At 69.3% G+C, this 22,448-nt stretch carries 23 protein-coding genes; 11 read left to right on the plus strand and 12 right to left on the minus strand.

All coding sequences use genetic code 11. From position 1 onward, the window contains the following. The first annotated feature begins 23 nt into the window (after positions 1 to 23). Complete coding sequence (locus FHS55_RS07145) at positions 24 to 905, plus strand: 3-hydroxybutyryl-CoA dehydrogenase (RefSeq protein ID WP_183189002.1); 882 nt, start codon at positions 24 to 26, stop codon at positions 903 to 905. An 11-nt stretch (positions 906 to 916) separates the two neighbouring features. Here FHS55_RS07145 and FHS55_RS07150 read toward each other — a convergent pair whose 3' ends face one another. The 4 genes from FHS55_RS07150 to tlpA form a co-directional block, all read right to left on the minus strand. Continuing rightward, positions 917 to 1,324 carry an OsmC family protein gene (locus tag FHS55_RS07150; RefSeq protein ID WP_183189003.1) on the minus strand — a complete coding sequence of 136 codons (408 nt, stop codon included), beginning with the start codon at positions 1,322 to 1,324 and terminating at the stop codon, positions 917 to 919. Positions 1,325 to 1,419: 95 nt separating this feature from the next. Further along, on the minus strand, positions 1,420 to 2,388 hold the full coding sequence (locus FHS55_RS07155) for a DMT family transporter (RefSeq protein WP_183189004.1): 969 nt from the start codon (positions 2,386 to 2,388) through the stop codon (positions 1,420 to 1,422). Positions 2,389 to 2,544: 156 nt separating this feature from the next. Continuing rightward, positions 2,545 to 3,498 carry an alpha/beta hydrolase gene (locus FHS55_RS07160; protein WP_183189005.1) on the minus strand — a complete coding sequence of 318 codons (954 nt, stop codon included), beginning with the start codon at positions 3,496 to 3,498 and terminating at the stop codon, positions 2,545 to 2,547. Between the two features lie 44 nt (positions 3,499 to 3,542). Next, on the minus strand, positions 3,543 to 4,337 hold the full coding sequence (gene tlpA / locus FHS55_RS07165) for a thiol:disulfide interchange protein TlpA (RefSeq protein ID WP_183189006.1): 795 nt from the start codon (positions 4,335 to 4,337) through the stop codon (positions 3,543 to 3,545). Positions 4,338 to 4,363: 26 nt separating this feature from the next. On the opposite strand from tlpA, the gene argH reads away from it, so the two are divergent. Continuing rightward, on the plus strand, positions 4,364 to 5,752 hold the full coding sequence (gene argH, locus FHS55_RS07170) for an argininosuccinate lyase (protein WP_183189007.1): 1,389 nt from the start codon (positions 4,364 to 4,366) through the stop codon (positions 5,750 to 5,752). 41 nt (positions 5,753 to 5,793) lie between these two features. Then, entirely contained in the window at positions 5,794 to 6,438 is a 645-nt protein-coding gene (locus tag FHS55_RS07175; protein ID WP_183189008.1) for a septation protein A, read from the plus strand. 77 nt (positions 6,439 to 6,515) lie between these two features. On the opposite strand, the gene FHS55_RS07180 is transcribed toward FHS55_RS07175, so the two are convergent. The 3 genes from FHS55_RS07180 to FHS55_RS07190 form a co-directional block, all read right to left on the minus strand. After that, on the minus strand, positions 6,516 to 7,562 hold the full coding sequence (locus FHS55_RS07180; protein ID WP_183189009.1) for an aldo/keto reductase: 1,047 nt from the start codon (positions 7,560 to 7,562) through the stop codon (positions 6,516 to 6,518). 123 nt (positions 7,563 to 7,685) lie between these two features. Beyond that, on the minus strand, positions 7,686 to 9,740 hold the full coding sequence (locus FHS55_RS07185) for an acyltransferase family protein (RefSeq protein ID WP_183189010.1): 2,055 nt from the start codon (positions 9,738 to 9,740) through the stop codon (positions 7,686 to 7,688). A gap of 116 nt (positions 9,741 to 9,856) precedes the next feature. Further along, positions 9,857 to 10,591, minus strand: coding sequence for an arylesterase (locus FHS55_RS07190; RefSeq protein WP_183189011.1), 735 nt, complete (start codon positions 10,589 to 10,591; stop codon positions 9,857 to 9,859). Here FHS55_RS07190 and FHS55_RS07195 point away from each other — a divergent pair. The 3 genes from FHS55_RS07195 to FHS55_RS07205 all read left to right on the plus strand — a co-directional run bounded on the left by FHS55_RS07195 (position 10,590) and on the right by FHS55_RS07205 (position 14,882). Further along, positions 10,590 to 11,342: an ABC transporter ATP-binding protein gene (locus FHS55_RS07195; RefSeq protein WP_183189012.1), complete on the plus strand. Its 753-nt coding sequence runs from the start codon at positions 10,590 to 10,592 to the stop codon at positions 11,340 to 11,342. The two genes, FHS55_RS07190 and FHS55_RS07195, sit on opposite strands and share 2 nt — an antisense overlap. Further along, on the plus strand, positions 11,339 to 13,936 hold the full coding sequence (locus tag FHS55_RS07200; protein WP_183189013.1) for an ABC transporter permease: 2,598 nt from the start codon (positions 11,339 to 11,341) through the stop codon (positions 13,934 to 13,936). Before FHS55_RS07195 ends, FHS55_RS07200 begins: the two co-directional genes overlap by 4 nt. Before the next feature lie 163 nt (positions 13,937 to 14,099). Beyond that, on the plus strand, positions 14,100 to 14,882 hold the full coding sequence (locus FHS55_RS07205; RefSeq protein ID WP_183189014.1) for a Bax inhibitor-1/YccA family protein: 783 nt from the start codon (positions 14,100 to 14,102) through the stop codon (positions 14,880 to 14,882). An 88-nt stretch (positions 14,883 to 14,970) separates the two neighbouring features. Here FHS55_RS07205 and FHS55_RS07210 read toward each other — a convergent pair whose 3' ends face one another. Continuing rightward, positions 14,971 to 15,237, minus strand: a complete 267-nt coding sequence (locus FHS55_RS07210; protein WP_183189015.1) for a hypothetical protein — start codon at positions 15,235 to 15,237, stop codon at positions 14,971 to 14,973. 222 nt (positions 15,238 to 15,459) lie between these two features. On the opposite strand from FHS55_RS07210, the gene FHS55_RS07215 reads away from it, so the two are divergent. From FHS55_RS07215 to FHS55_RS07225, 3 genes are all read left to right on the plus strand, one after another. Next, positions 15,460 to 15,966 carry a VOC family protein gene (locus FHS55_RS07215; RefSeq protein WP_246339915.1) on the plus strand — a complete coding sequence of 169 codons (507 nt, stop codon included), beginning with the start codon at positions 15,460 to 15,462 and terminating at the stop codon, positions 15,964 to 15,966. A 44-nt stretch (positions 15,967 to 16,010) separates the two neighbouring features. Further along, the gene (locus FHS55_RS07220; protein ID WP_183189016.1) at positions 16,011 to 16,370 is read left to right on the plus strand and encodes a DUF1428 domain-containing protein; all 360 of its coding nucleotides are present in this window, start codon (positions 16,011 to 16,013) and stop codon (positions 16,368 to 16,370) included. A 202-nt stretch (positions 16,371 to 16,572) separates the two neighbouring features. After that, positions 16,573 to 18,015, plus strand: coding sequence for an NAD-dependent succinate-semialdehyde dehydrogenase (locus FHS55_RS07225; RefSeq protein ID WP_183189017.1), 1,443 nt, complete (start codon positions 16,573 to 16,575; stop codon positions 18,013 to 18,015). 90 nt (positions 18,016 to 18,105) lie between these two features. Here FHS55_RS07225 and FHS55_RS07230 read toward each other — a convergent pair whose 3' ends face one another. Both FHS55_RS07230 and rutR read right to left on the minus strand, forming a co-directional pair. Beyond that, positions 18,106 to 18,741, minus strand: a complete 636-nt coding sequence (locus FHS55_RS07230; RefSeq protein ID WP_183189018.1) for a DsbA family protein — start codon at positions 18,739 to 18,741, stop codon at positions 18,106 to 18,108. A gap of 25 nt (positions 18,742 to 18,766) precedes the next feature. Further along, positions 18,767 to 19,498, minus strand: coding sequence for an HTH-type transcriptional regulator RutR (gene rutR, locus FHS55_RS07235; protein WP_425485790.1), 732 nt, complete (start codon positions 19,496 to 19,498; stop codon positions 18,767 to 18,769). Between the two features lie 191 nt (positions 19,499 to 19,689). Here rutR and FHS55_RS07240 point away from each other — a divergent pair, with 191 nt between their 5' ends. Together FHS55_RS07240 and FHS55_RS07245 are read left to right on the plus strand one after the other, a co-directional pair. Next, positions 19,690 to 20,157, plus strand: coding sequence for a cytochrome b (locus tag FHS55_RS07240; RefSeq protein WP_183189019.1), 468 nt, complete (start codon positions 19,690 to 19,692; stop codon positions 20,155 to 20,157). A gap of 22 nt (positions 20,158 to 20,179) precedes the next feature. Then, positions 20,180 to 21,181 carry an esterase-like activity of phytase family protein gene (locus FHS55_RS07245; protein ID WP_183189020.1) on the plus strand — a complete coding sequence of 334 codons (1,002 nt, stop codon included), beginning with the start codon at positions 20,180 to 20,182 and terminating at the stop codon, positions 21,179 to 21,181. An 84-nt stretch (positions 21,182 to 21,265) separates the two neighbouring features. On the opposite strand, the gene FHS55_RS07250 is transcribed toward FHS55_RS07245, so the two are convergent. Beyond that, positions 21,266 to 21,892 (minus strand): queuosine precursor transporter, encoded by a 627-nt coding sequence (locus tag FHS55_RS07250; RefSeq protein WP_183189021.1) that lies wholly within the window; start codon positions 21,890 to 21,892, stop codon positions 21,266 to 21,268. A 5-nt stretch (positions 21,893 to 21,897) separates the two neighbouring features. Beyond that, a complete protein-coding gene (gene rpmB / locus FHS55_RS07255; RefSeq protein ID WP_183189022.1) occupies positions 21,898 to 22,191 on the minus strand; it encodes a 50S ribosomal protein L28 in 294 nt (97 codons plus the stop codon). Positions 22,192 to 22,448: the final 257 nt, after the last annotated feature.

Consider the following 22,448-nt stretch of genomic DNA (forward strand, 5'->3'; position numbering starts at 1 on the left):
AGCAGGGGCAGGACAACGTGGCCATGGGTTTCGAGATCAAGCGCGTCGGCATTATCGGCGCCGGCCAGATGGGCAACGGCATCGCGCATGTGTGTGCGCTGGCCGGCTACGATGTCGTGCTCAACGACCTGGAGAAGGACCGCCTCAAGTCGAGCCTCGCCACCATCAACGGCAACATGTCCCGCCAGGTGGGCAAGGGGCTGTATTCCGATGAGGAAAAGCAGGCCGCGCTCGCGCGCATCCACGGCACCGACCAGACGGCCGACCTCTCCGAAGTCGACCTCGTGATCGAGGCGGCGGTGGAGAAGGAGGAGATCAAGCGCAAGATCTTCTCCACGGTCTGCCCCTTCCTCAAGCCCGAGGCGATCCTCGCCACCAACACCTCGTCCATCTCGATCACCCGGCTCGCCGCCTCCACCGACCGGCCGGAGCGGTTCATCGGCATCCATTTCATGAACCCCGTGCCGCTCATGCAGCTCGTCGAGCTGGTGCGCGGCATCGCCACCGAGGACGAGACCTTCGAGCTCTCCAAGGCCTTCGTCACACGGCTCGGCAAGACCTATGCGGTGTCGGAGGATTTCCCGGCCTTCATGGTCAATCGCATCCTTCTGCCGATGATCAACGAGGCGATCTACACGCTCTATGAGGGTGTCGGCTCGGTGGACGCCATCGACACCGCGATGCGGCTCGGGGCCAACCACCCGATGGGCCCGCTGCAGCTGGCCGATTTCATCGGCCTCGACACCTGCCTGTCCATCATGCAGGTGCTGCACGAGGGGCTAGCTGACAGCAAGTACCGCCCGTGCCCGCTCTTGGTGAAATATGTCGAGGCCGGCTGGCTGGGCCGCAAGACCCAGCGCGGCTTCTACGACTATCGCGGCGAGAAGCCGGTGCCGACGCGCTGAGGGTTTCCCTCTCAGGCCGTCAGGAAATCGACAGCTATCCCGCGCGCGACCGAATTGCTCACCGTGGAATCCTGCCGCGCCCGCTCGATCAGGGCGACGATATCGCTCGCCGGATCGACCGGCACCACCTCAACCCGCACCAGGGCGCGGGTCGCCAGCAGCGGCGCACCCTCAAGCGTCAGCTCGACGTCGACGCCGATCGATTCGATCGCGATCCCCATCGCCTGCGCGACATAGTGGAGGTCGTTGCAGAGGCATCCGCCGATGGCGAGCGCCAGCAACTCCCCGCCATTGAAGCCAAGCCCGGTGCCGCCGGCACGCCCCTCGGCCCGGTCGACCACCAGGGTATGCGCGCCGGCCCAACCCAGCGCCGCGCCCGTGCCGCCGATGCTGCGCAGCTGAACCTGCATCCTTGTCATCGCGAGGGGCCTCCGTGACGCGCGTGGATGCTCTCAGGGCCGTTGCGACTTTGCAAGCCCTCGCCATGCCGCCCTCACACCGCCCGCCCCCGCACTCACCGCCCTCTTACCCACCGCCCCGGCCGCCCGTCGATCGCCGCCAGCCCCAGCGCGATGAGGGCGAAGCCGGCGAGTTCGCGCGGCTCCAGCGCCTCGCCCAGGAACAGCGCGCCGAGCAGGATGGCGCTCACCGGCACGAGGAAGGTGACGAGCGAGATGTTGGTCGCCCCGTTGCGCGCGAGGATGCGGAAATACAGGATATAGGCGATGCCGGTGGAGAGCACGCCCAGCCCCATCAGCGCCGCCAGCACGTGCGGGGAGGGCAGCGGCCGCGTCCAGGGCTGGTCGAGCGCGAGCGCGAGCGGTGCGAGCAGCACGCTGGAGGCGGCGAGTTGCAGCATGGCGACGCCGATCGGCGGAAGGTGGCGGAAGCGCCGGCCATAGACCGCGGCAAAACCGTAGGACACGGTCGCGCCGATGGCCGCGAGCTGCGCCGGCAATTGATGGCCGCCAAGCTGGCCGATCAGCGCCGGCCCCATCATGACCGCCACGCCGGCAAAGCCCAGCACCACGCCGGCGAGCTTGCCGGCGGTGAACTTCTCGTCGCGGGTGAAGGCCTGCGCCACCAGCACGGTGAAGAGCGGCGTGGCGGCGTTGAGGATCGAGGACAATCCGCTGGGAATATGCTGCTGCGACCAGGCGATGAGGCCGAAAGGAATGATGTTGGCGATTACCGCCATGATCAGGAACTCGCCGATCAGGCGGCGGTTGAGCGGCACGTGCACACCGCCGATCCGCGCGATGACGAACAGCGCCGCGGTGCCGATCGAAACCCGTCCCAGCACCATGGTGAGCGGGGAAATCTCCTGCACCGCCACCTTGCCGAAGAAGAACGAGCCGCCCCAGATCAGCGACAGCAGCACCAGCGCCCCCCAGTCGCCGGCCGCCATCGGTAGTAAGGTCGATTTTGCCCCGGCCGCCTTGGGCGGGGAGCCGGGACGCGTGGCGGATGGGGTGGCGGACATGCAACGCTCCTGCGCGGCCCCCCCCCGCGCGGAAAGGGGGGAGCGGCCTTGAACCCGCTGGCCCGCCCCTGTCGGCCACGGGCCGCGGCAGGCGAGCCGGCTCGCGCAGGGTCATACGTCCTCGCGCGGCGTTCGCCTACCCGATTTCGCCCGCTCTCAGCCGTGCGGCATCGCGGGGTGCGCCAGCCAGTCGGCGTACCCGCGCGGCCAGTCGGCGCTGGGCGTGCCGGGCCGGCCCATGCCGAAGCCGTGCCCGCCGGAAGGGATCTCGTGCATTTCCACCGGAACGCCGGCGCGCTCGCAGGCGCGCGCCATCCATGGCGCCTGCCGGGGATCGCTGGTCGGGTCATCCTGCGCCTGCACCAGAAAGGTCGGGGGAAAGGCGGGCGTGACATAGGTCTCCGCCGACCAGCGCGCCGCTTCCTCGGGCGAAGGGTGGCGCCCCACCAGCACGCGCTGGGCCGAGGTCGGCGCGAGGTCCGGGGCGAGGCTCAGCACGGGATAGATGAAGGCGACGAAATCCGCCCCGCCTGCCGCCGCATCGGCCGCCGCATCCGAGGCATCCACCGGGGGATAGTCGCCCATCGGCGCGCCCCCGGCGGTGAGCGCCAGCAGATGCGCGCCGGCGGAGAAGCCGAGCAGGCCGACGCGGGCGTGCGTGGTCCCGCTGACGCCGGCCCGGATGAGCCGCAGCGCGCGGCGCGCATCCTGGAAGGGGGCAGCGGGGCCAGCGCCCCAGCCCTCGCCCGGCAGGCGATAATCGAGCACGGCGGCGGCGATGCCCCGTCCGGCCAGCCAGCTTGCGGCCGGCAGCGCCTCGTTGCCGTCCTCGATCCGCCGGTAGCCGCCGCCGGAGGCGATGAGGATCACCGTGTCGGCCGGGCGATCCGGGCGGAACAGCGTCAGGCTGGGGCGGGCGATGTTGCGCCGTGCGTCGCGCGGGCCGCGCGTCATCGCGCCCTGCGGCCCGCCGCCGCCGGGTGGCGGGCCGGGCCAGAGCGGGAGAACCGCGGGGGGCGCGCGGTCGGGCGCGGATGCCGGCGCGTCCGCCCGGCTCGTGCCGGCGGCAAGGGCTCCCGCAAGGGCGAGGAGGCTCCGGCGGGTCAGCATGGTCTCCCCTCGGCGCGGGACATCGCTCGACCCCCGCAGGCGCGCTATGGCCCCGCCGGCGCGCGGCGGGCGGCCTCGATGAGTGCCACCGCCTCCGGGCTCGCCCATTCGGCCGGCCCGGCAATATGGCCGATCTCGCAGCCCTGCGCATCGATCAGCATGGTGGTCGGCAGCCCGAAGCCGCGCCCCACCGCGCGCAGGTCCTGGAAAGCCTGCGCCTTGGGGTCGGTATAGAGCGCCAGATGCCGGATGCCGGTCTCGTCCATGAAGGTCTTGGGCTTTTCGGGATTGCGCTGGTCGATATTGATGGCGATCACCGCGAAACCGGGCAGCGCCGTTGCATCCTTGCCGGCCGCCGTCGTGGCGCCGAGCGTGCCCTGCAAGGCGTCGAGCGCCGGCATTTCCTTGCGGCAGGGCACGCACCAGGTGGCCCAGATGTTGACGAGTTTCAGCCCGTCGCCGCCCACGTTGGAAAGGCGGGTCGGCGTGCCGTCGGGGGCGAGGAAGGCGAGGTCGGGAATGCGGGTCGGCTTGAGCGTGGGAGCGAAGGCGGCCAGTTCGCCCTTGGCGAGATCGGCGATGCGGCGGCCGGTGTCGCTGGCGGCGGTGCAGGCGGCATCGCCCCCGAGCGCGGCGGTGGTGGCGGCCTCGTCCGGGGCTGCCGGCGCCTCGCGCTGCGCAACGGCGTTGCGCGCCCCACCCCCGATCCCGTATACGCCTGCCAGCCCGGCAGCGGCGCCGAGCACCAGCGCGGCCGCCACGATGAGGGCGAACCGGCCCTTGGCGCGCGCCGTGCCCCGCCCTTCGGGGGGCGTCGCATCCTCAGGTCGTTCGGTCATGGCCGTCCTCGCGGAGAAAAGTCAGCATGAGCAACAAGATGTGGGGCGGCCGCTTCGAGACCGGCCCCGACGCGATCATGGAGGAGATAAACGCCTCCATCGGTTTCGACCAGCGCCTCTATGCGCAGGACATTGCGGGGTCGAAGGCGCATGCCTCGATGCTCGCGGCGAAGGGGATCATCGACAAGGCTGATGCCGAAAAGATCGTCGCCGGTCTAGACACGATCCTGTCAGAGATCGACGCGGGCGATTTCACCTTCCAGCGCGCGCTGGAAGACATTCACATGAACATCGAATCGCGCCTCGCCACGCTGCTTGGTCCGGCGGCCGGCCGGCTGCACACCGCCCGCTCGCGCAACGACCAGGTGGCGACCGATTTCCGTCTCTATGTCCGCGACACGATCGACACGCTCGACGTGCAGTTCCGGGATCTGCAGAAGGCGCTGGTGGAGAAGGCGCTGGTCCATTCCGGCACGGTCATGCCGGGCTTCACCCATCTGCAGACCGCCCAGCCCGTGACCTTCGGCCACCACCTGCTCGCCTATGTCGAGATGCTCGGGCGCGATCGCGGCCGGTTCCGCGATGCCCGCGCGCGGCTGAACGAATGCCCGCTGGGCGCGGCGGCGCTGGCCGGCACCTCCTTCCCGATCGACCGATTCGCCACCGCGAAGGCGCTGGGATTCGACCGGCCGACCGCCAATTCGCTCGATTCGGTGTCCGATCGCGACTTCGTGCTGGAGACGCTGGCGGCCGCCTCGATCGCGGCCATGCACCTCTCGCGCTTCGCGGAGGAAATCGTCATCTGGACCTCGCCGCTCACCGGGCTGCTCAAGCTCTCGGATCGCTTCACCACCGGCTCCTCGATCATGCCGCAGAAGCGCAACCCGGATGCCGCTGAGCTGGTGCGCGCCAAGATCGGCCGCATCGCCGGCGCCTTTTCCGGGCTGCTGATGGTGATGAAGGGCCTCGCGCTGGCCTATGCCAAGGACATGCAGGAGGACAAGGAAGGCGCGTTCGACGCGCTCTCCACCCTTTCGCTGATGATCGCCGCCACGGCCGGCATGGTGCGCGACATGGTGCCGGACGAGAAGCGCATGAAGGACGCCGCGGGCTCGGGCTATTCCACCGCCACCGATCTCGCGGACTGGCTGGTGCGCGTGCTCGGCCTGCCGTTCCGCGAGGCGCACCATGTCACCGGCCGCATCGTCGCGCTGGCGGCGGGCCGCGACGTGGCGCTGCACAAGCTCTCGCTGGCCGACATGCAGGAGGTGGAGCCGCGCATCACGAATGAGGTGTTCGGCGTGCTCTCGGTGGCGAAATCCGTGGCGAGCCGCGTCTCCTATGGCGGCACCGCGCCGAAGAATGTCCGTGCGCAGGCCAAGCGCTGGCTGAAGCAGCTGGACAAGCACGCCTGAGCGGCGTCCCCTTGCGCCGATCCTTGAGGAGCCATGCCGCGATGACGAGCCCCGAGACGACGAAGCCGGACAGGAGAGGGACGGACAAGGTTCGGCCCGAGGCGGGCGATGCCGGAACCCGGGTCCTGCGCCGCCTGCACCCGGTGACGAAGTTCGCGCTGGAGATGGGCCCGCTCGCCGTGTTCTTCATCGCCAATGCGAAGGGCGGCATCTATGCCGCGACCGGCGCCTTCATGCTGGCGACGCTGATCGCGCTGGCGGCCATGTGGTATCTCGCGCGCAAGATCGCGGTGATGCCGCTGGTGTCGGCGGGGGTGGTGCTGGTGTTCGGCACGCTCACCCTGGTGCTGCAGGACGATCACTTCATCAAGATGAAGCCGACCATGGTCAACGCCCTGTTCGGCATCGCCCTGCTCGGCGGGCTCGCCTTCAACAAGCCGCTGCTGCCTTATGTGCTCGGCGACGTGTTCGAACTGACCGATGAGGGCTGGCGCATCCTCACCATACGCTGGGGCGTGTTCTTCCTCGTTATGGCCGTGGTGAACGAGATCGTCTGGCGCAGCGTGTCGACCGATGCCTGGGTGGCGTTCAAGACCTTCGGCTACCTGCCGCTGACCTTCATCTTCGCCATGGCGCAGATGCCGCTGATGACGCGCCATGGCCTCGAGCCGGGCGCCGAGAAATAGGCCCCAAGACATAGACCCGGGGCAATAGCCGGCGGGATGGGGCATCCCGCCGGAAATGCGTGCCGCCGGCTCCGGCGCTATGGGCAGGGATTGCCGCGCAGCTGGTGCACGGCATCGATCTTCGCCTCGATCTCCGGCGTGATCGCCACATCGATGGCGTCGATATCGGTGGCGAGCTGCTCCATCGAGGTGGCGCCGATGATGACCGAGGTCATGAACGGGCGCGACAGGCAGAAGGCGATGGCCATCTGCGCGGGATCGAGCCCCGCCTCGCGGGCAATGGCGAGATAGTCGTCGATCGCCTCTTCCGCGCCCGGCTTCTGGTAGCGCTGGCCGCGATCGAACAGCGTCGAGCGTGCGCCGGGCGGGCGGGCGCCCTTCTGGTACTTGCCGGTGAGAAAGCCCTGCGCGAGCGGGGAATAGGCGAGCAGCCCGACCTGCTCGCGCAGGCTTACCTCGGCGAGCGCGGTCTCGAAGGTGCGGTTCAGCAGGTGATAGGCGTTCTGGATCGAGGCGACGCGCGGCGCGCCGGTGCGCTCGGCCTCCGCGAGGTAGCGCATCGTGCCCCAGGCGCTCTCGTTGGAGAGACCGACATGGCGCACCTTGCCCTCCCGCACCAGTTCGGCGAAGGCGTCGAGCGTCTCGGAAATCGGCGTCTCCTCGCCCGGCGCCGCCTTCCAGCGGGTGGGGTTGGAGCCGAACTCCGCCATGGGCCGGCCGGGCCAGTGCAGCTGGTAGAGGTCGATATAGTCGGTCTGCAGGCGCCTCAGACTCTTCTCGACCGCCTCGCGGATCTGCCCGCGGGTCGGGCGGGCAGGCGCGCCGTCGTCGCGGAACCAGGTCATTTCGGACAGGCCGCAGACCTTGGTGGCAAGGATCACCTTGTCGCGGTTGCCGCGCGCCTTGAGCCAGGAGCCGATGACCCGCTCGGTGGAGCCCTGCGTCTCGGGCTTGGGCGGGATGGAGTAGAGTTCGGCGGTGTCGAGGAAGTTGATGCCGCGGTCCAGCGCATAGTCCAGCTGCGCATGGCCTTCGGCTTCGGTGTTCTGCTGGCCGAAGGTCATGGTGCCGAGACAGATGGCGCTGACCTCCAGGCCGGTGCGGCCGAGCGGGCGATAATGCATGGCGATGTATCGGGGTTTTTCGAGGGAGGGAGTTGAGTGAGGATAGGCGCCGCGCGCCGAGCGGGCAAGATGCCGGACAAGATGCCGGGCAAGCGGCATGCGTATATCACATAAAATAAACGTTCAATTCCGCGCCGTCGCCTGCTCGATCCGGGTGAAGGCCGCCGTCAGGCTGTTTTCGACGAAGCGCGCGCCATAGAGCGAGAGGTGGTTGTTGTCGAAATAATAGCTGCCGTTCCGGTCGCCCCAGAGATACACGCCGTTCTGCTGGAACAGGTCCTTGAACGACAGCACCCAGACATTGGCGCCGGCGAGCCGGGACAGCACGGCGGTGGCGAAGCCGTGCGCCGCCGTGTCCGCCGCCACGCTCTGCGACGTCTCCCGCACGGCCTGCTCGAACTGTTCGGGCGAGACCCCGCCGCTGCGGCCGAGATAGACCGCCTGGCGCAGCACTTTCTGCGGGAAGGCCGGCTGTTCGGGCATCTGGTCGATGAGGACGACGGTGATGCCGAGATCGGCATAGGCCCGCACGGTGCGCGGGATGAAGCGGGCGAACACCGCCTTCGAGCCGTTGGCCGCTCCGTCAATCGCCCCCCCGGCGTCGGCCGGCCCGGCTTCCGGCGGCAGCATGGACGCGCTGTCCGCCGGCCCCTCGCTCAGGCTGTTGAGGTAGTAGGACCAGGCCGAGACGAGCACCACCATGTCGTAGCCGCCGGCCTTGACCGTCTCATATTGCTGGCGGGCGAAGGGCTCGCACACCCCCGCCCCGAAGGCGGCGCCGCGCACCGTGACGCCGAGGAAAGGCGGGCAGCTGGCAAGGCCCATCCACGAGACGGCGTCGGTCTTGCCGATCTGCGCGAAGGCCGGCAGCAGGATATGCGCGTGGCTGTCGCCGATAATGAGGATGCGCCGCTTCGGGTTCTCCGGCGTGAAGATGGGGCACAGGATCGCCTTGCGCGGCGCCCCGGGCTTCAGCCCGTCCGGCCAGCAATCCTGGCCCAACTCGTTGCCCTTCAGCGTATCGAGCAGCATCGCCTCGCGGCTGCCGGGCGCGGGGATCGGGAAGCGCTCGGGCAGGCCGCCGCTGAGATTGCCATAGAGGCCGAGTGCGACGAACAGCGTTCCCACCGCGCAGGAGGCGACGAGCACGCGCCGGCCCGGCAGCCAGGGCCGCGGTCCGCGGCGGAACGGCTGCTCGACGAAGCGCCAGCTGAGATAGGCGAGGCCCAGCGACAGCACCGCCAGCCCCAGAAGCAGTTCTTCCGGCGGCGCCGCGAGCGCGCGGATGCGGGCGAAGGCGAAGAGCGGCTGGTGCCAGAGATAGGCGCTGTAGCTGATGAGGCCGATGCCGACCAGCGGCGGAAGCGAGAGCAGCCGCGCCGTCCATGTGCCCTGGCGGGCATAGAGGATGATCAGCGCCGCCCCGCCGACGGGCGCCAGCGCGTAGAGGCTGGGGAAGGGCGTCTTGCCGTCGAAGCCGAAGATCGAGAACAGGATGAGCGCCAGCCCGGCGGCGCCCAGCGCGTCATTGCCGCGCGGTGCCCGCCACGTCATCCGCATGGCGCAGAGCGAACCCGCCAGCAGTTCCCACACGCGGAACGGGGTGAGGTAGAAATTGGCGCTCGGCGCATGGCGCCAGCCCCATTCCGTCAAGGCGAGGCTGGCGAGCGCGGTCGCGACCGTCGCCCAGAACAGTGCCTTCTTGCCGAAGCGCCAGAGCAGGAACAGGCAGACCGGCGCGAACAGGTAATACTGCTCCTCGACGGCAAGGCTCCAGGTGTGCAGCAGCGGCTTGAGCTCGGCCGGCGCGGAGAAATAGCCGTCCTCGCGCCAGAACACGAAATTGGAGACGAAGAACACCACCGAGACGATGCTGCGGCCGAAATCGCGCAGCTCCAGCGGCCCCATCCAGACCCAGGCGAAGGGCAGGCAGGCCGCCATGACCAGGAACAGCGCCGGACAGATGCGCCGCGCCCGCCGCTCATAGAAGGTGAGGAGCGAGAACTGTCCGCGCTCGAGGTCGGCGACGAGCAGGCTGGTGATCAGATAGCCGGAAATGACGAAGAAGATGTCGACGCCGACGAAGCCGCCGCTGAACACGCCGACCCCGGCGTGGAACAGGATGACCGGCAGCACGGCCACGGCCCGGAGGCCGTCGATTTCGCTTCGGTACTTCATCGAATCCCAGGGGCGGGGAGCCGCGCTACGGCGGGCGCCATTGCGTCGCGCGAGCGATATCGGAGGCCTCCCGCCTTGTCGAGCGCGCGCAGGCCACGCGCGCCGGGGCGCCTGCCTCAGCCGTTCTTGCGCGCCTTGATCTGCGCGAGGAAAGCCTCGACCGCCGGCTGGATGCGCGTGACGATGACGTCCACCCCCTGGGCGGTGGGATGCAGGCCGTCCGGCTGGACGAGGTTGGGGTGGCCGGCGACGCCGTCGAGGAAGAACGGGTAGAGCGGCACGTCATAGGTGGCCGCCAGCCGGCCATAGATCCCGTTGAACCGCTCCCCATAGGCCTGCCCCAGATTGGGCGGCGCCAGCATGCCGGCCAGCAGCACGGGAATGCCGCGCGCCTTCAGCCGCGCCAAAAGGGCGTCGAGCGACTTCTCGGGGATGGACGGATCGAGGCCGCGCAGCGCGTCATTGGCGCCCAGTTCCAGGATCACCCCGTCGGTCCCCTCCGGCACCGACCAGTCGAGCCGGGCCAGCCCGGCGCTGGTCGTGTCGCCGGAAACCCCGGCATTCTCGATCAAAACATCGTGTCCCGCCTTGGTCAGCGCGGCCTGCAGCCGGGCCGGGAAGGACTGGTTGGCCGGCAGCCCATAGCCCGCCGTAAGGCTGTCGCCAAAGGCCACAAGCCGCAGCGGCGCGGCCAGCGCGGGTGCTGCGAGGGCGAACAGACCGAGGAGCGCGAGCGCGAGGAGCCTCGCCCAATGAGGCCGGGCGGCCTTTCCCGATCGCTGTGCACCGCCATATGGTGCGGGGACGGGGGGCCGTAGGGTCACGTTGCCGAGGAATGCACACAAAGACATGCAGCCGAACTCCAATCGCTTGCCGGCACCGGGCCCCGTGGCCAATTCATCCGCCATCCGCCTCGACAGGGTCGAACTATCCCTCGGCACGGGCGCGGCGCGTGTCCACATCCTCAAAAGCATATCTCTCGCCATTGGCCAAGGTGAGGCGGTGGGGCTGGTCGGTCCCTCGGGATCGGGCAAGTCGAGCCTGCTGATGGTGCTCGCGGGGCTGGAAAGGGCCGATTCCGGCTCGGTGCACGTGGCGGGCGAGGAACTCACCCGGCTCGACGAGGACGCGCTGGCGCGCTTTCGCGGCCGCCATGTCGGCATCGTCTTCCAAGCCTTCCATCTCATCCCGACCATGACGGCGATCGAGAACGTCGCCATCCCGCTGGAACTGGCCGGGCGCGCGGACGCCTTCGCACGCGCCGCCGCCGAACTCACCTCGGTCGGCCTCGGGCACCGGCAGGGTCACTATCCCGCCCAGCTCTCGGGCGGCGAGCAGCAGCGCGTGGCGGTGGCTCGCGCGCTGGCACCGGAGCCGCGCATCCTGGTCGCCGACGAGCCGACCGGCAATCTGGACGAGACGACGGGCAAGCAGATCATGGATCTCCTCTTCGCCGCCCAGGCGCGGCGGGGGGCGACGCTGGTCATCGTCACGCATGATCCGGCCCTGGCCCGGCGCTGCGACCGCACCGTGCGGCTGCGCTCCGGCCAGATCGAGCCGGATGACGCGCGGGTCGATGCGCTGGCGGGAGCCTCCGCATGACGCTGGCGGCGACGTCTTCCCCGGCCGGCGCGGGGCGTGCCGGTGCCGGACTGCGGTTCCGCCTGACGCTGGCCCTGCGTTTCGCCCTGCGTGAACTGCGCGGCGGGGTGCGCGGCTTCGGCGTGTTTCTCGGCTGCCTGGCACTGGGGGTGGCGGCGATTGCCGGCGTCGGCTCCTTCTCGCGTGCGCTCACCGACGGGCTTGCCCGCGAGGGCACGGCGCTGCTCGGCGGCGATGCCGCCTTTTCGCTGGTGCAGCGGCAGGCGAGCCCCGACGAATTGCGGCTGCTGGCCGCCGGCGGGCGGGTCTCCACCATCGCCACGCTGCGCGCCATGGCGCGGGCCGGCGAGGGGGACAAGCTCGAATCGACGCTGGTCGAGCTCAAGGCGGTGGACGGCGCCTACCCCATGGTCGGCGCGCTGGAGACGGCCCCGCCGCAGCCGCTGGACGAGGCGCTGGCCGAGCGGGACGGCGCCTATGGCGCGCTCGCCGACCCCGCGCTGGCCGACCGGCTGGGGCTGAAGCTGGGCGATCGCTTCCAGCTGGGGGAGGCGAATCTGCGGCTGGCCGGCCTGATCGAGCGCGAGCCGGACGCGCTCGCCACCGGCTTCGGCTTCGGCCCGCGCCTTATGGTTTCGCTCGCCGGGCTCGATGCGGCGAAGCTGATCCAGCCTGGCAGCCTGGCGCGCTGGACCTACCGCGTGAAGCTCGCCGATCCCGGCCGGCTCGCGACCTTCGTCGACGGGGTGAAGACCGCCGCGCCCGATGCCGGCTTCGAGGTGCGCACGCGCGAGGCGGCCGCGCCGCGTCTGGAAGACAACGTCAAGCGCTTCACCCAATACCTGACCCTTGTCGGCCTCACCGCCCTGCTGGTCGGCGGGGTGGGCGTCGCCAATGCGGTGAAGAGCCATCTCGACGCCAAGCGCGCGGTGATCGCCACCTTCAAGAGCCTCGGCGCGCCGGGCGGCACGGTATTCGCCATCTATCTCGTCGAGGTCGGGCTGATCGCCACTATGGGCATCGCCATCGGCCTCGCGGTGGGGGCGGTGCTGCCCTTCCTCATCGCCGGCGCCTTCGGCTACCTGCTGCCGGTGCCGATCGAGCCCGGCCTGCAGCCCGCGGCGCTGGCGCTGGCGCTCGGCTATGGCGGGCTGATCGCGCTGGCCTTCGCGCTCTGGCCGCTGGGCATGACCCATGACGTGCCGGTCTCGGCGCTGTTCCGCGACGATGTGGAGACCGCCCGCCGCCGGCCGCGTCGGATCTACGTGATCCTGACCGCGCTCGCCATCGCCGCGCTGGCGGGGCTGGCCATCGCCGCGTCGCAGGAGCGGCGGATCGGGCTCTATTACCTGATCGCCGCCGCCAGCGTGCTGGTGACGCTGCGCCTCGTCGGGCTCGGCATCATGGCGGTGGCGCGCCGGTTGCCGCGCCCGCGCTCCACCGTGGCGCGGCTGGCGCTCGCCAATATTCATCGCCCGGCGGCGCTGACGCCGACCGTCGTGCTCTCGCTCGGCCTGGGCCTTACCTTGCTGGTGACGCTGGCGCTGATCGACCGCAGCCTGACCCGCGAACTCACCGCCCGGCTGCCGGCGGCGGCGCCGAGCTTCTTCTTCCTCGACATCGACAGCGGCGCGAGCGAGCGCTTCGCGGATTTCCTGCACGCGCGGGCGCCCGAGGGCAAGGTCGAGATCGTGCCGATGCTGCGCGGCCGGCTGATCACGCTCGGCGACCGTCCGGTGGAGAGCATAACGCCGCCGCCGGAATTCGCCTGGGTGCTCTCCTCCGATCGCGGCATTACCTATTCGCCGACCCTGCCCGAGGGCTCCAGCGTCACCGCGGGCGCGTGGTGGCCGGCCGATTATGCCGGCCCGCCGCTGGTCTCCTTCGAGGGCGAGATCGCCGATGCGTTCGGGCTCAAGGTCGGCGACAGCGTCAGCGTCAATGTGCTGGGCCGGCCGATCACCGCGCGGATCGCCAATCTGCGCAAGGTCGAGTGGGATCGCCTCGCCATCAACTTCGTCATGGTGTTCTCGCCCAACACCTTCGCCGGCGCGCCGCACACCTCGCTCGCCACGCTCGCCTTTCCCGGCGGGGGCGATGCGGCCGGCGAGCGCACCATTGCCCGCGCGGTCGCCAGCGAATTTCCCGCGGTGACGGCGGTGCGGGTGAAGGAGGCGCTGGCGCAGTTCAGCGAGATCGCCTCCAAGCTGATCCTGGCGATCCGCGGCGCCAGCCTGGTCACGCTGCTATCCAGCGTGCTGGTGCTGGCGGGGGCGCTGGCGGCGGGCCAGCACCACCGGGTCTATGACGCGGTGATCCTGAAGACGCTCGGCGCCACCCGCGCGCGGCTGATCGGCGCCTATGCGCTGGAATATGCCGCGCTGGGGCTGGTGACGGCGCTGGTGGCGGTGGGGGCGGGGGCGATTGCGGCCTTCGTGGTCGTCACCCGCGTGATGAACCTTCCCTTCGCCTGGTCCTCCGGCGCGGCGCTGGGGGCGGTGGCGGCCGCGCTGGTGCTGACCGTCGGCTTCGGGCTGATCGGCACCTGGCGGGCGCTGGGGCAGAAGCCGGCGCGCATCCTGCGCAACCTTTAAGGGCCGGTTCGGCTCGGTCCCGGCGCGGGCGCCGCGTGGATCCTGTCGCAAACTTCACTTGCGGCGGGGCGGGGCGGCCCTCATATTCCAGGTGAAATTCCGTTTGCCGCCGCGCCTTCCGGCCGGTGGGGGAATGCGGGAAACCGGGGAAAAGGGTTCGACCATGTCCGACTTCAACCGCAACGCTTCCGTGCCGCGCTTCGGAGCCGGCGCGGCACGGTCGCAGGCCGAGCTCGACCAGGGCCTGCGCACCTACATGCTGCGCGTGTACAATTACATGACGCTCGGCCTCGCCATCACCGGCGCGGCGGCGCTGGGCATCTACATGCTCGCCGTCTCCAGCGTGCCGACCGCGGCCGCCATCGCGCCCGGCCTCTACCTCACCGATCTCGGCGTGGCGCTGTTCATGAGCCCGCTGCGCTGGGTGGTGATCTTCGCCCCCTTCGCGGCGCTGCTCTTCCTCAATTTCCGCGTCGACCGCATGAGCGTGGGCGCCGCGCAGGGCGTGTTCTGGATCTATGCCGCGCTGATCGGCGTGTCGCTGTCGTCCATCTTCCTCGTCTACACCCATGACAGCGTCGTGCGGGTGTTCTTCATCACCGCCGCCGCTTTCGGCGCGCTCAGCCTCTACGGCTACACGACCACGCGCAGCCTCTCGGCGATGGGCTCGTTCCTGGTCATGGGCCTGTTCGGCCTGATCATCGCGATGGTGGTGAACATCTTCCTCGCCTCGACCATGATGCAGTTCGTCATCTCGGTCGCCGGCGTGCTGATCTTCTCGGGCCTCACCGCCTATGACACGCAGCGCATCAAGGAAATGTACTTCGCCGGCGACGACGACGTGGTGGCCGGTCGCAAGGCGATCATGGGCGCGCTGACCCTCTATCTCGACTTCATCAACCTCTTCGTCATGCTGCTGCAGCTGTTCGGCAACCGCAACAACTGAGCGGCCCGACGAAACGACGAGACGGACAAGCCCTGGCGTGAGCCGGGGCTTTTCTTTGGGCCGGCGGCCCCACTCCGCGTGGTGCCGCCTACCAGCGCAGGTTCTGCTCCAGCCAGTAGTTCACCTCCCGGAACCCCGTGCCGCGATAGGGCTTGCGTAGCAGCACGACGTAGAGGCTCTCCCCGTTCTCGACCAGTTCGCGCAGCCGGAAGAACAGCTCCTCGTCGGTCTCGTCCGTCATGACGGCATAGGCCGCTGGCCCGAGCTGGGTCCACGACATCTGTCGAAGCTCCGCGATCAGCCGTTCCGTACGCCGGGGATCGGCCAGTTCGAAGGTTACGAGATAGGCTGCCATGCGCTTCCCTTGGCGTGGTTGGCAATCCGGGTGGCCTTTGCGCGCGGCGCCCGCCACCGCGCCGTTGTAGCCGCTACGTCATTTTCATCGCGCGACGGCTTGTCCCCGCCCGCCAGCGCCCTTTATCGCCACAAAGGGCCCGGAGCGAAAGAGGCGCGCCGGCAAAACGAACGGGCATCGAGACGGGCGGCCGAGCAAACCAGACGCGGAGGAAGGGATGCCATGAGCGCTTCGACACGGATGATCTTCGTCAACCTGCCGGTGGCCGACTTATCCCGCTCGGTGGCCTTCTACGAGGCGATGGGCGCGACGCGGAACCCGCATTTCTCCGATGAAAGCGCCGCCTGCATGGTGCTGTCGGAGGCAATCTACGTGATGCTGCTCACCCATCCGCGTTTCGCCCAGTTCACCCCCCGGCCGGTCGCCGACGCGCGCGCCGCCAGTCAGGTGCTGCTCGCGCTCTCGCAGGAGAGCCGCGCGGCGGTGGACGCCCTCGTCTCCCGGGCGGTGGCCGCCGGCGGCACGGCCGATCCCGCGCCGAAGGAGGATTTCGGCTTCATGTACAGCCGCAGCATCGAGGATCCCGACGGCCATATCTGGGAGCCGGTCTGGATGGACCCGGAAGCCGCCGCCCGGGGTGCTTTCCAGGCCGGTGCGGAAGGCGCGGCCAGCGCGGTCGCGAACGGGGATGGTATCGGAAAACCGTCCGGCTACGACGCTGCCTCGTGACGCGTGGCGTAACATCGCGCATGGCTGACCGACAGGAGCACAGGATGAGCTATATCGACGGATTCATCGTCGCCGTGCCCACCGCCAACCAGGAGGCCTACCGCCTCATGGCGGAAAGGGCCGCCGTCATTTTCCACGACCACGGGGCGCTGCGTCTGGTCGAATGCTGGGGCGATGACGTGCCCGACGGCGACGTCACCGATTTCCGCCGCGCCGTGCAGGCGACGCCGGAGGAGACGGTGGTGTTTTCCTGGATCGTCTGGCCTTCCAGGCAGGTGCGCGATACCGGCATGAAGGCGTTCATGGACGACCCGCGCATGAAGGAAATGACCGACATGCCGTTCGATGGCCAGCGCATGATCTTCGGCGGCTTCACCCCGCTTCTCGATAGCGGGGCGGAATAGGCAGGGGGCCCGCTCGGCGCCTTTCCGGGGTTCGACGGGAGGGCGGCAGGTGCTGCGCGCTTCCATCTCCGCGGCGACCGACAGCTCGAGCGGGCGACGTGGCGTGTGATCACATTGGCGTTGTCGCCCCCCTGCGCGGGCGGTAGATAGCCTTCACGCGGCATCGGCCATGAGGGCCGGCGCCGAAGAAGGAGCAGGGCTCATGAGCTGGTCGGATTTCAAGCGCGAGGCGAATTTCATCGGCGGCGAATGGCAGGGCGCCGATAGCGGCGCCGCCATCGACGTCACCAATCCCGCGACGGGCGAGGTGATCGGCACCGTGCCCAATGCCGGCCGGGCCGAGACCATGCGCGCCATCGCGGCGGCCGACCGGGCGTTCGAGAGCTTCTCCCGCACCACGGCGGACGAGCGCGCCAAGCTGCTGCGCCGCCTGCATGCCGCCATCATGGATAACCAGCGCGCGCTGGCCGAGTTGCTCACCATCGAGCAGGGCAAGGCTCTGGCCGAATCCATGGGCGAAGTCGGTGCCAGCGCGGCCTATGTGCTGTGGTTCGCCGAGGAAGCCCGCCGGGCCTATGGCGATGTCATCCCCTCGCCCTGGGGCGAACGGCGCATCCTCGCCATCAAGCAGCCGGTCGGCGTGGTCGCCGCCATCACGCCGTGGAACTTCCCGTCCTCCATGCTGGCGCGCAAGATCGGCCCGGCGCTCGCCACCGGCTGCACCTCGGTGGTGAAGCCGGCGACGCAGACCCCCTATTCGGGCCTCGCCTGGGGCGTGCTGGCCGAGCAGGCCGGCTACCCCGCCGGCGTCGTCAACATCCTCACCGGCTCGGCGTCCGAGATCGGCGGGGAGATGACGGCGAACCCGATCGTGCGCAAGATCACCTTCACCGGCTCCACGCCGATCGGCAAGATCCTGCTGAAGCAGGCCGCCGACACGGTCAAGCGCGTGTCGATGGAGCTGGGCGGCAACGCACCCTTCATCGTCTTCGACGACGCCGACCTCGACAAGGCGGTGGAAGGCGCGCTCGCCTCCAAGTACCGCAATTCCGGCCAGACCTGCGTCTGCGCCAACCGCTTCTATGCGCAGGCGGGCATCTATGACGCCTTCGTCGAGAAACTCGCCGCGGCCTCCGCCACGCTCAAGGTGGGCTCCGGCCTTGAGGAGGGTGTCACCCAGGGCCCGCTGATCGACGACAAGGCGGTCGCCAAGACCGAGAGCTTCATCGCCGACGCGCTCGCCAAGGGCGGCCGGGTTGTCGCCGGTGGCAAGCGCCACGCGCTCGGCGGCCAGTTCTTCGAGCCGACCGTGATCGCCGACGCGACACCTGAGATGAACTTCGCCCGCGAGGAAATCTTCGGCCCCGTCGCCCCGGTGTTCCGCTTCGAGACCGAGGACGAGGCGGTGCGCTACGCCAACGACACCGAGTTCGGCCTCGCCTGCTATTTCTACACAAGCAACCTCGCCCGCGCTTTCCGCGTCACCGAGGCGCTGCGCTACGGCCAGGTCGGGGTGAATGCCGGCGTCATCACCACCGAGGTCGCCCCGTTCGGCGGCGTCAAGGAATCCGGCGTCGGCCGCGAGGGCTCGAAATACGGGCTCGATGAATATCTCGACATCAAATATGTCTGCCTCGGTCTCTGACCGACGCTGACGCATCCGCCGTCGCGGGGTTGGTCCCTGCGGCGGCCTTGCGGCTGGGCCGCGAGCCGGATTTTCCGCCGCCGGAGGGGGCTACTTGTCCGCCGCGCGCTGGCGGGCATCCGACACGACGTCCTTGAACCCTTGCAGGTCGAGCGCCGCGGCCACCTTGAACGGGCCGATCAGATAGACCGGTGTGCCCGGCAGTTCCAGCGCCAGCGCCTGTTCGTTGTTGCGCTTGAGCAGCCCGCCAATATCGCCGGCATGGGCCTTGAGATCGATGGAAAGGCGCTTGCGGTCGAGGCCGGCGCCCGCCAGCGCCGTCATCATCCGCTCTGTCGACGAGCGCCCGGGCAGTTCCATCAGCGTCCGGTGGGCGGTCTCGTATTTGTCCTGGTAGCGCGCGGCGAGCGCCAGCTGGGCGGCGACGACCGAGGCTTCCGACAGGATCGGCCAGTCCTTGTAGACGAGGCGGATATTGCCATCCTCGCGCAGCAGCCGCGCGAGCGCGGGCGAGGCCTTGCGGCAATAGCCGCAATTATAGTCGAAGAAGGCGACGATGGTGACGTCGCCCTTTGGATTGCCGCCATTCGGCGCGTCGGGATCGAACAGCAGCGCCTCGACATCGAGCGTGCGGGTGCCGAGCTGCTGGGTGTTGACGGCCGGCACGGCAAACAATGTCGCCAGCGACACGCCGGCGGCGGAACGCAGAAAGCCTCGGCGGTGCATGAGCGTGCGTCCCCTGAACGGCGCCTCAGTCGGGCGAGCGTACACGCAGGCCGTCGAGGATGATGCGCTGGATATTACATACAGCCTCCTCGGCAAAGGCCTCGTCGTCCAGCCCTGTTTCCAGCAGCGCGTCGATCTGGGCCGCGAAATCCGCATAATGCTGGGTAGTCGCCCAGATGGCGAAGATCAGGTGGCGCGGATCGACCGGGGCGAGCCGACCGGATTCGCTCCAGGCGCGGATCACCTCCGCCTTGGCGTCGACCAGTTGCTTGAGCGAGGTCTCCAACTCCCGGCGCAGCAGCGGGGCGCCGCGCACGATCTCCAGGCAGAACAGCCGCGAGGCTTCCGGGTGGGCGCGCGAGAACATGATCTTGCGCCTTATATACTCGCCAATGGCCCTCGCCGGGTCGCTGTCGCGCTCCAGCGCGCGCAACGGTGCCAGCCACTCGTCCAGCAGCCGGCGCAGCACCGCGACATAGACCTCCTCCTTGGAGGCGAAATAATAGAACAGGTTGGTCTTGGAGACGGCCGCCTGTTCGGCGATCTGCTCGACCGTGGTGCCGTGCAGGCCGAGCCGCGAGAACAGGCCGAGCGCGGCATCGAGGATGGCGGTGCGCTTGGCCTCCACCTGCCGGGCCCGGCGCGGCGTGCGCGGTGTGGCCGAGCGCGAGCTTTTCCGGCCGACGGGCGGTTCGGGGGTGCCCTCCGGCGGCGGGGGCGCCGCCGCCATGCGGTCCGATGATGCAGCGCGCGCCACAAGCGTCTCCTGACCCGTCACGTTTCGATGACGTCCCGCGCGGCATCAGGGCCGGCGCGGGTGCATGAATTTTGGCCATGCCCGAAACCGGTACATGCCGCGTCACATGCACCGTGACATGGCACGGAAGTCGTTTGCACCGCAATATGCCGCGCCAACCCTGCCACGATTCGCCGAGCCGGAGCCTTCCCATGACCGATCGCTATGACCGCATCGCCCGCGGGCTGCACTGGGCCGTCGCCGGGCTGGTACTGGTGCAGTTCGCGACCGGCTGGAGCTGGGGCTTTTTCGATCGCGGAACGGAGCCGCGCTTCTATCTGTTCCGCCTCCATCTCTATTCTGGCTATGGGGTTCTGGCGCTGGCCGTGCTGCGCATCGCCTGGCGCCTGACCCACCGCGCCCCGGCGCTCCCCGAAGGTCTGTCGCGCGTCACGCGGATCGCCGCCCATGCCACGCATGGCCTGCTCTATCTCGCCATTCTGGTGCAGCCCATTCTCGGTGCCATCACCGTGACCGCGCTCGGCAAGCAGCTGGGCACCGGGCCGGTGCATGTCGTGCTGGCCTATCTCATCGCCGGCCTCGTCGCGCTGCATGTGGGGGCCGCGCTGTGGCACCACTTCGTCCGCCGCGACGGGCTCGTGCGGCGCATGCTCCCCTGACGGACGCGAAGCGACATCCGACATGCCGATCCCCTGCCGCCGTTCCCTCGCCATTCTCCTTCTGCTCGCCGCGCCGGCCGCCGCTCGCGCGCAGGCGGTGCCGATCAAGATCAATGCCACGCCGATCCAGCGCTTCCTGCCGACCGGCTCCAACCGCATCGGGCCGCTGGAATTTCGCGGCGGGCTGGTGCTGGCTTCCCCCGCGCGCGAGTTCGGCGGGCTGTCAGGCCTCGTTCTGGACGCGGACGGGCAGGGACTGGTCGCCGTCACCGATCGCGGCTTCTGGCTGACGGGGCGGATCGAGGCGGAGGGCGACCGGCCGACCGGCATCCGCGCGGCGTTCATGGCGCCGCTCCGGGCGGACGGCGGGGGCGAATTGCGGCAGCAGGGGCGCGGCGACATCGAATCGCTCGCGCGCCTTCCCGGCGGCTTCCTCGTCGGCATCGAGCATGCCCAGGAAGTCTGGTCGTTCTCAGGGGACGATCCGCTGCACGCGACCGGCCGGCGCCTTCTCGCCGATCCGCAACTGGCCAGGCTCGGCGGCAATGAAAGCCTGGAGGCGCTGCTCGCCCCGCCGCCGGGAACGCCCGGCGCGCCGGCTCCGCTCATCGTCATCGCCGAGGAAAGCCCGAGCGATCCCGCCGTGCTGCCGGGCTTCCTGTTCGGGCCGCTGGACCGGCCCGCCCCGCTCGGTGCGTTCGCGGTGGAGCGCATCGACGGCTTCTCCGCCACCGATGCCGCGCTCTCCGATGATGGGCGGGTCTATCTGCTGGAGCGCCGCTTCGACATGCTGCGCGGCGTGTTCATGCGCATCCGCCGCTTTCCGCTCGCCGATATCCGGCCCGGCGCGTTGATTCGCGGCGAGGTGCTGATCGAGGCCAGCGGCACCGCGGCGATCGACAATATGGAGGGGATCGCGCTGCACCGGAACGCGGCGGGCGAACTGATCCTCACCCTGTTGTCCGACGACAATTTCTCCCCGCTCCAGCGCACTTTGCTGCTGCGCTTCGCGGTGATGCCGTGATCGGACGAATATCGGCGCGAGAATGTCGGGGGAGACGGGGCGGGAAGACGCGGGCAGATCGGCGCAGGGGGCGGCGTCGGAAGGTCAGCGCGCCGAACCCGGGGCGCTCGCGCCGTTCCACGGCTTCAGCCAGCCCATCAAGGCGCCATAGGGCACGAGGGCAAGAAGCGCGCAGCCGGCCTTCACCAGGAAATCGAAGAAGGCGAGGCCCACCCACAGCGGCACGGTGATGCCGGTGGAAGCGTAGGTGACGGAGAAGGACATATCCGCGTCGCCGGCGAAGGCGAGGGAGAAGAACAGCACGGTGTCGAGCGCCGAGCCGAACAGGCTGCCGGCGAGCGGCGCCTGCCACCAGCTGAGGCGGCGCAGCCGGTTGAACACCGTGATGTCGAGCAGCTGGCCGACCAGGAAGGCCGAGCCCGAGGCCAGCGCGATGCGCGGCGTCGCCAGCGCGATCGACAGCACCACGGCGAGCGCGAACCCGAAATACACCACCTTCCGCGCCACGGCAGGGCCGAAGCGGCGGTTGGTCAGGTCATTGACGAGAAAGGCGATCGGATAGGTGAACGCGCCCCAGGTCAGCACCTCGGCAAGGCCGAACTGCTGAACCGGGTATTGCACCAGCACGTTGGAAGCCGCCACCACCGTCATCATGGCGATGACGGGAGCGACCAGCCGGGAAACCGGGGGCTTCGTGCCAGAGACGTTCATCGCACTCAGGCGGCGGCGGCGACGGTCGCCTTGGCCACGGCGCGCTTCAGATCGGCGGCCTTGGGCGACAGGTCGTCCATGCTGGCCTTGATCAGGAACGCATCGAGCCCGCCGCGATGATCGACGGTCTTGAGGGCATTGGCGCTCACGCGCAGCTTCACCGACCGCTTCAACAGATCGCTGGTGAGCGTAACCTTCACCAGGTTCGGCAGAAACCGCCGACGGGTCTTGCGGTTGGAGTGGCTCACGAGATTGCCGGTCAGAACCGCCTTCCCGGTAAGTTCGCACCGACGCGACATCGTGGACTTCCTTCACGTTTCATGCCGTTGCGCCGCAGGCCACGAGGGCAGCCTGACGATCCCGCATGCGGCATCTGTCAAATTAGGAGTGCGCTCCTATAAGGGCACCCCCAAGCCCCGTCAAGCTCGCCGTCACACCGCCGCGCCGCTTTGCGCCGCCGGCTATCGGCTTCGTGAGCGCGCGAGTCACAGTTCCGCCGACTTCCGCCGCCATCGAAAGGTGCGATAAAGGCGGTTCGGATGCAATCCGGGCGATT

The sequence above is a fragment of the Ancylobacter tetraedralis genome, from assembly GCF_014195655.1.
In the GTDB taxonomy this organism is placed as follows: domain Bacteria; phylum Pseudomonadota; class Alphaproteobacteria; order Rhizobiales; family Xanthobacteraceae; genus Ancylobacter; species Ancylobacter tetraedralis.

Bases quoted from the DNA above. Each gene is read 5' to 3' on its own strand.
- FHS55_RS07145 (WP_183189002.1), top strand. From the start codon at position 24: ATGGGTTTCGAGATCAAGCGCGTCGGCATTATCGGCGCCGGCCAGATG.
- FHS55_RS07150 (WP_183189003.1), bottom strand. From the start codon at position 1,324: ATGACAAGGATGCAGGTTCAGCTGCGCAGCATCGGCGGCACGGGCGCG.
- FHS55_RS07155 (WP_183189004.1), bottom strand. From the start codon at position 2,388: ATGTCCGCCACCCCATCCGCCACGCGTCCCGGCTCCCCGCCCAAGGCG.
- FHS55_RS07160 (WP_183189005.1), bottom strand. From the start codon at position 3,498: ATGCTGACCCGCCGGAGCCTCCTCGCCCTTGCGGGAGCCCTTGCCGCC.
- tlpA (WP_183189006.1), bottom strand. From the start codon at position 4,337: ATGACCGAACGACCTGAGGATGCGACGCCCCCCGAAGGGCGGGGCACG.
- argH (WP_183189007.1), top strand. From the start codon at position 4,364: ATGAGCAACAAGATGTGGGGCGGCCGCTTCGAGACCGGCCCCGACGCG.
- FHS55_RS07175 (WP_183189008.1), top strand. From the start codon at position 5,794: ATGACGAGCCCCGAGACGACGAAGCCGGACAGGAGAGGGACGGACAAG.
- FHS55_RS07180 (WP_183189009.1), bottom strand. From the start codon at position 7,562: ATGCATTATCGCCCGCTCGGCCGCACCGGCCTGGAGGTCAGCGCCATC.
- FHS55_RS07185 (WP_183189010.1), bottom strand. From the start codon at position 9,740: ATGAAGTACCGAAGCGAAATCGACGGCCTCCGGGCCGTGGCCGTGCTG.
- FHS55_RS07195 (WP_183189012.1), top strand. From the start codon at position 10,590: ATGCAGCCGAACTCCAATCGCTTGCCGGCACCGGGCCCCGTGGCCAAT.
- FHS55_RS07190 (WP_183189011.1), bottom strand. From the start codon at position 10,591: ATGTCTTTGTGTGCATTCCTCGGCAACGTGACCCTACGGCCCCCCGTC.
- FHS55_RS07200 (WP_183189013.1), top strand. From the start codon at position 11,339: ATGACGCTGGCGGCGACGTCTTCCCCGGCCGGCGCGGGGCGTGCCGGT.
- FHS55_RS07205 (WP_183189014.1), top strand. From the start codon at position 14,100: ATGTCCGACTTCAACCGCAACGCTTCCGTGCCGCGCTTCGGAGCCGGC.
- FHS55_RS07210 (WP_183189015.1), bottom strand. From the start codon at position 15,237: ATGGCAGCCTATCTCGTAACCTTCGAACTGGCCGATCCCCGGCGTACG.
- FHS55_RS07215 (WP_246339915.1), top strand. From the start codon at position 15,460: ATGAGCGCTTCGACACGGATGATCTTCGTCAACCTGCCGGTGGCCGAC.
- FHS55_RS07220 (WP_183189016.1), top strand. From the start codon at position 16,011: ATGAGCTATATCGACGGATTCATCGTCGCCGTGCCCACCGCCAACCAG.
- FHS55_RS07225 (WP_183189017.1), top strand. From the start codon at position 16,573: ATGAGCTGGTCGGATTTCAAGCGCGAGGCGAATTTCATCGGCGGCGAA.
- FHS55_RS07230 (WP_183189018.1), bottom strand. From the start codon at position 18,741: ATGCACCGCCGAGGCTTTCTGCGTTCCGCCGCCGGCGTGTCGCTGGCG.
- FHS55_RS07240 (WP_183189019.1), top strand. From the start codon at position 19,690: ATGACCGATCGCTATGACCGCATCGCCCGCGGGCTGCACTGGGCCGTC.
- FHS55_RS07245 (WP_183189020.1), top strand. From the start codon at position 20,180: ATGCCGATCCCCTGCCGCCGTTCCCTCGCCATTCTCCTTCTGCTCGCC.
- FHS55_RS07250 (WP_183189021.1), bottom strand. From the start codon at position 21,892: ATGAACGTCTCTGGCACGAAGCCCCCGGTTTCCCGGCTGGTCGCTCCC.
- rpmB (WP_183189022.1), bottom strand. From the start codon at position 22,191: ATGTCGCGTCGGTGCGAACTTACCGGGAAGGCGGTTCTGACCGGCAAT.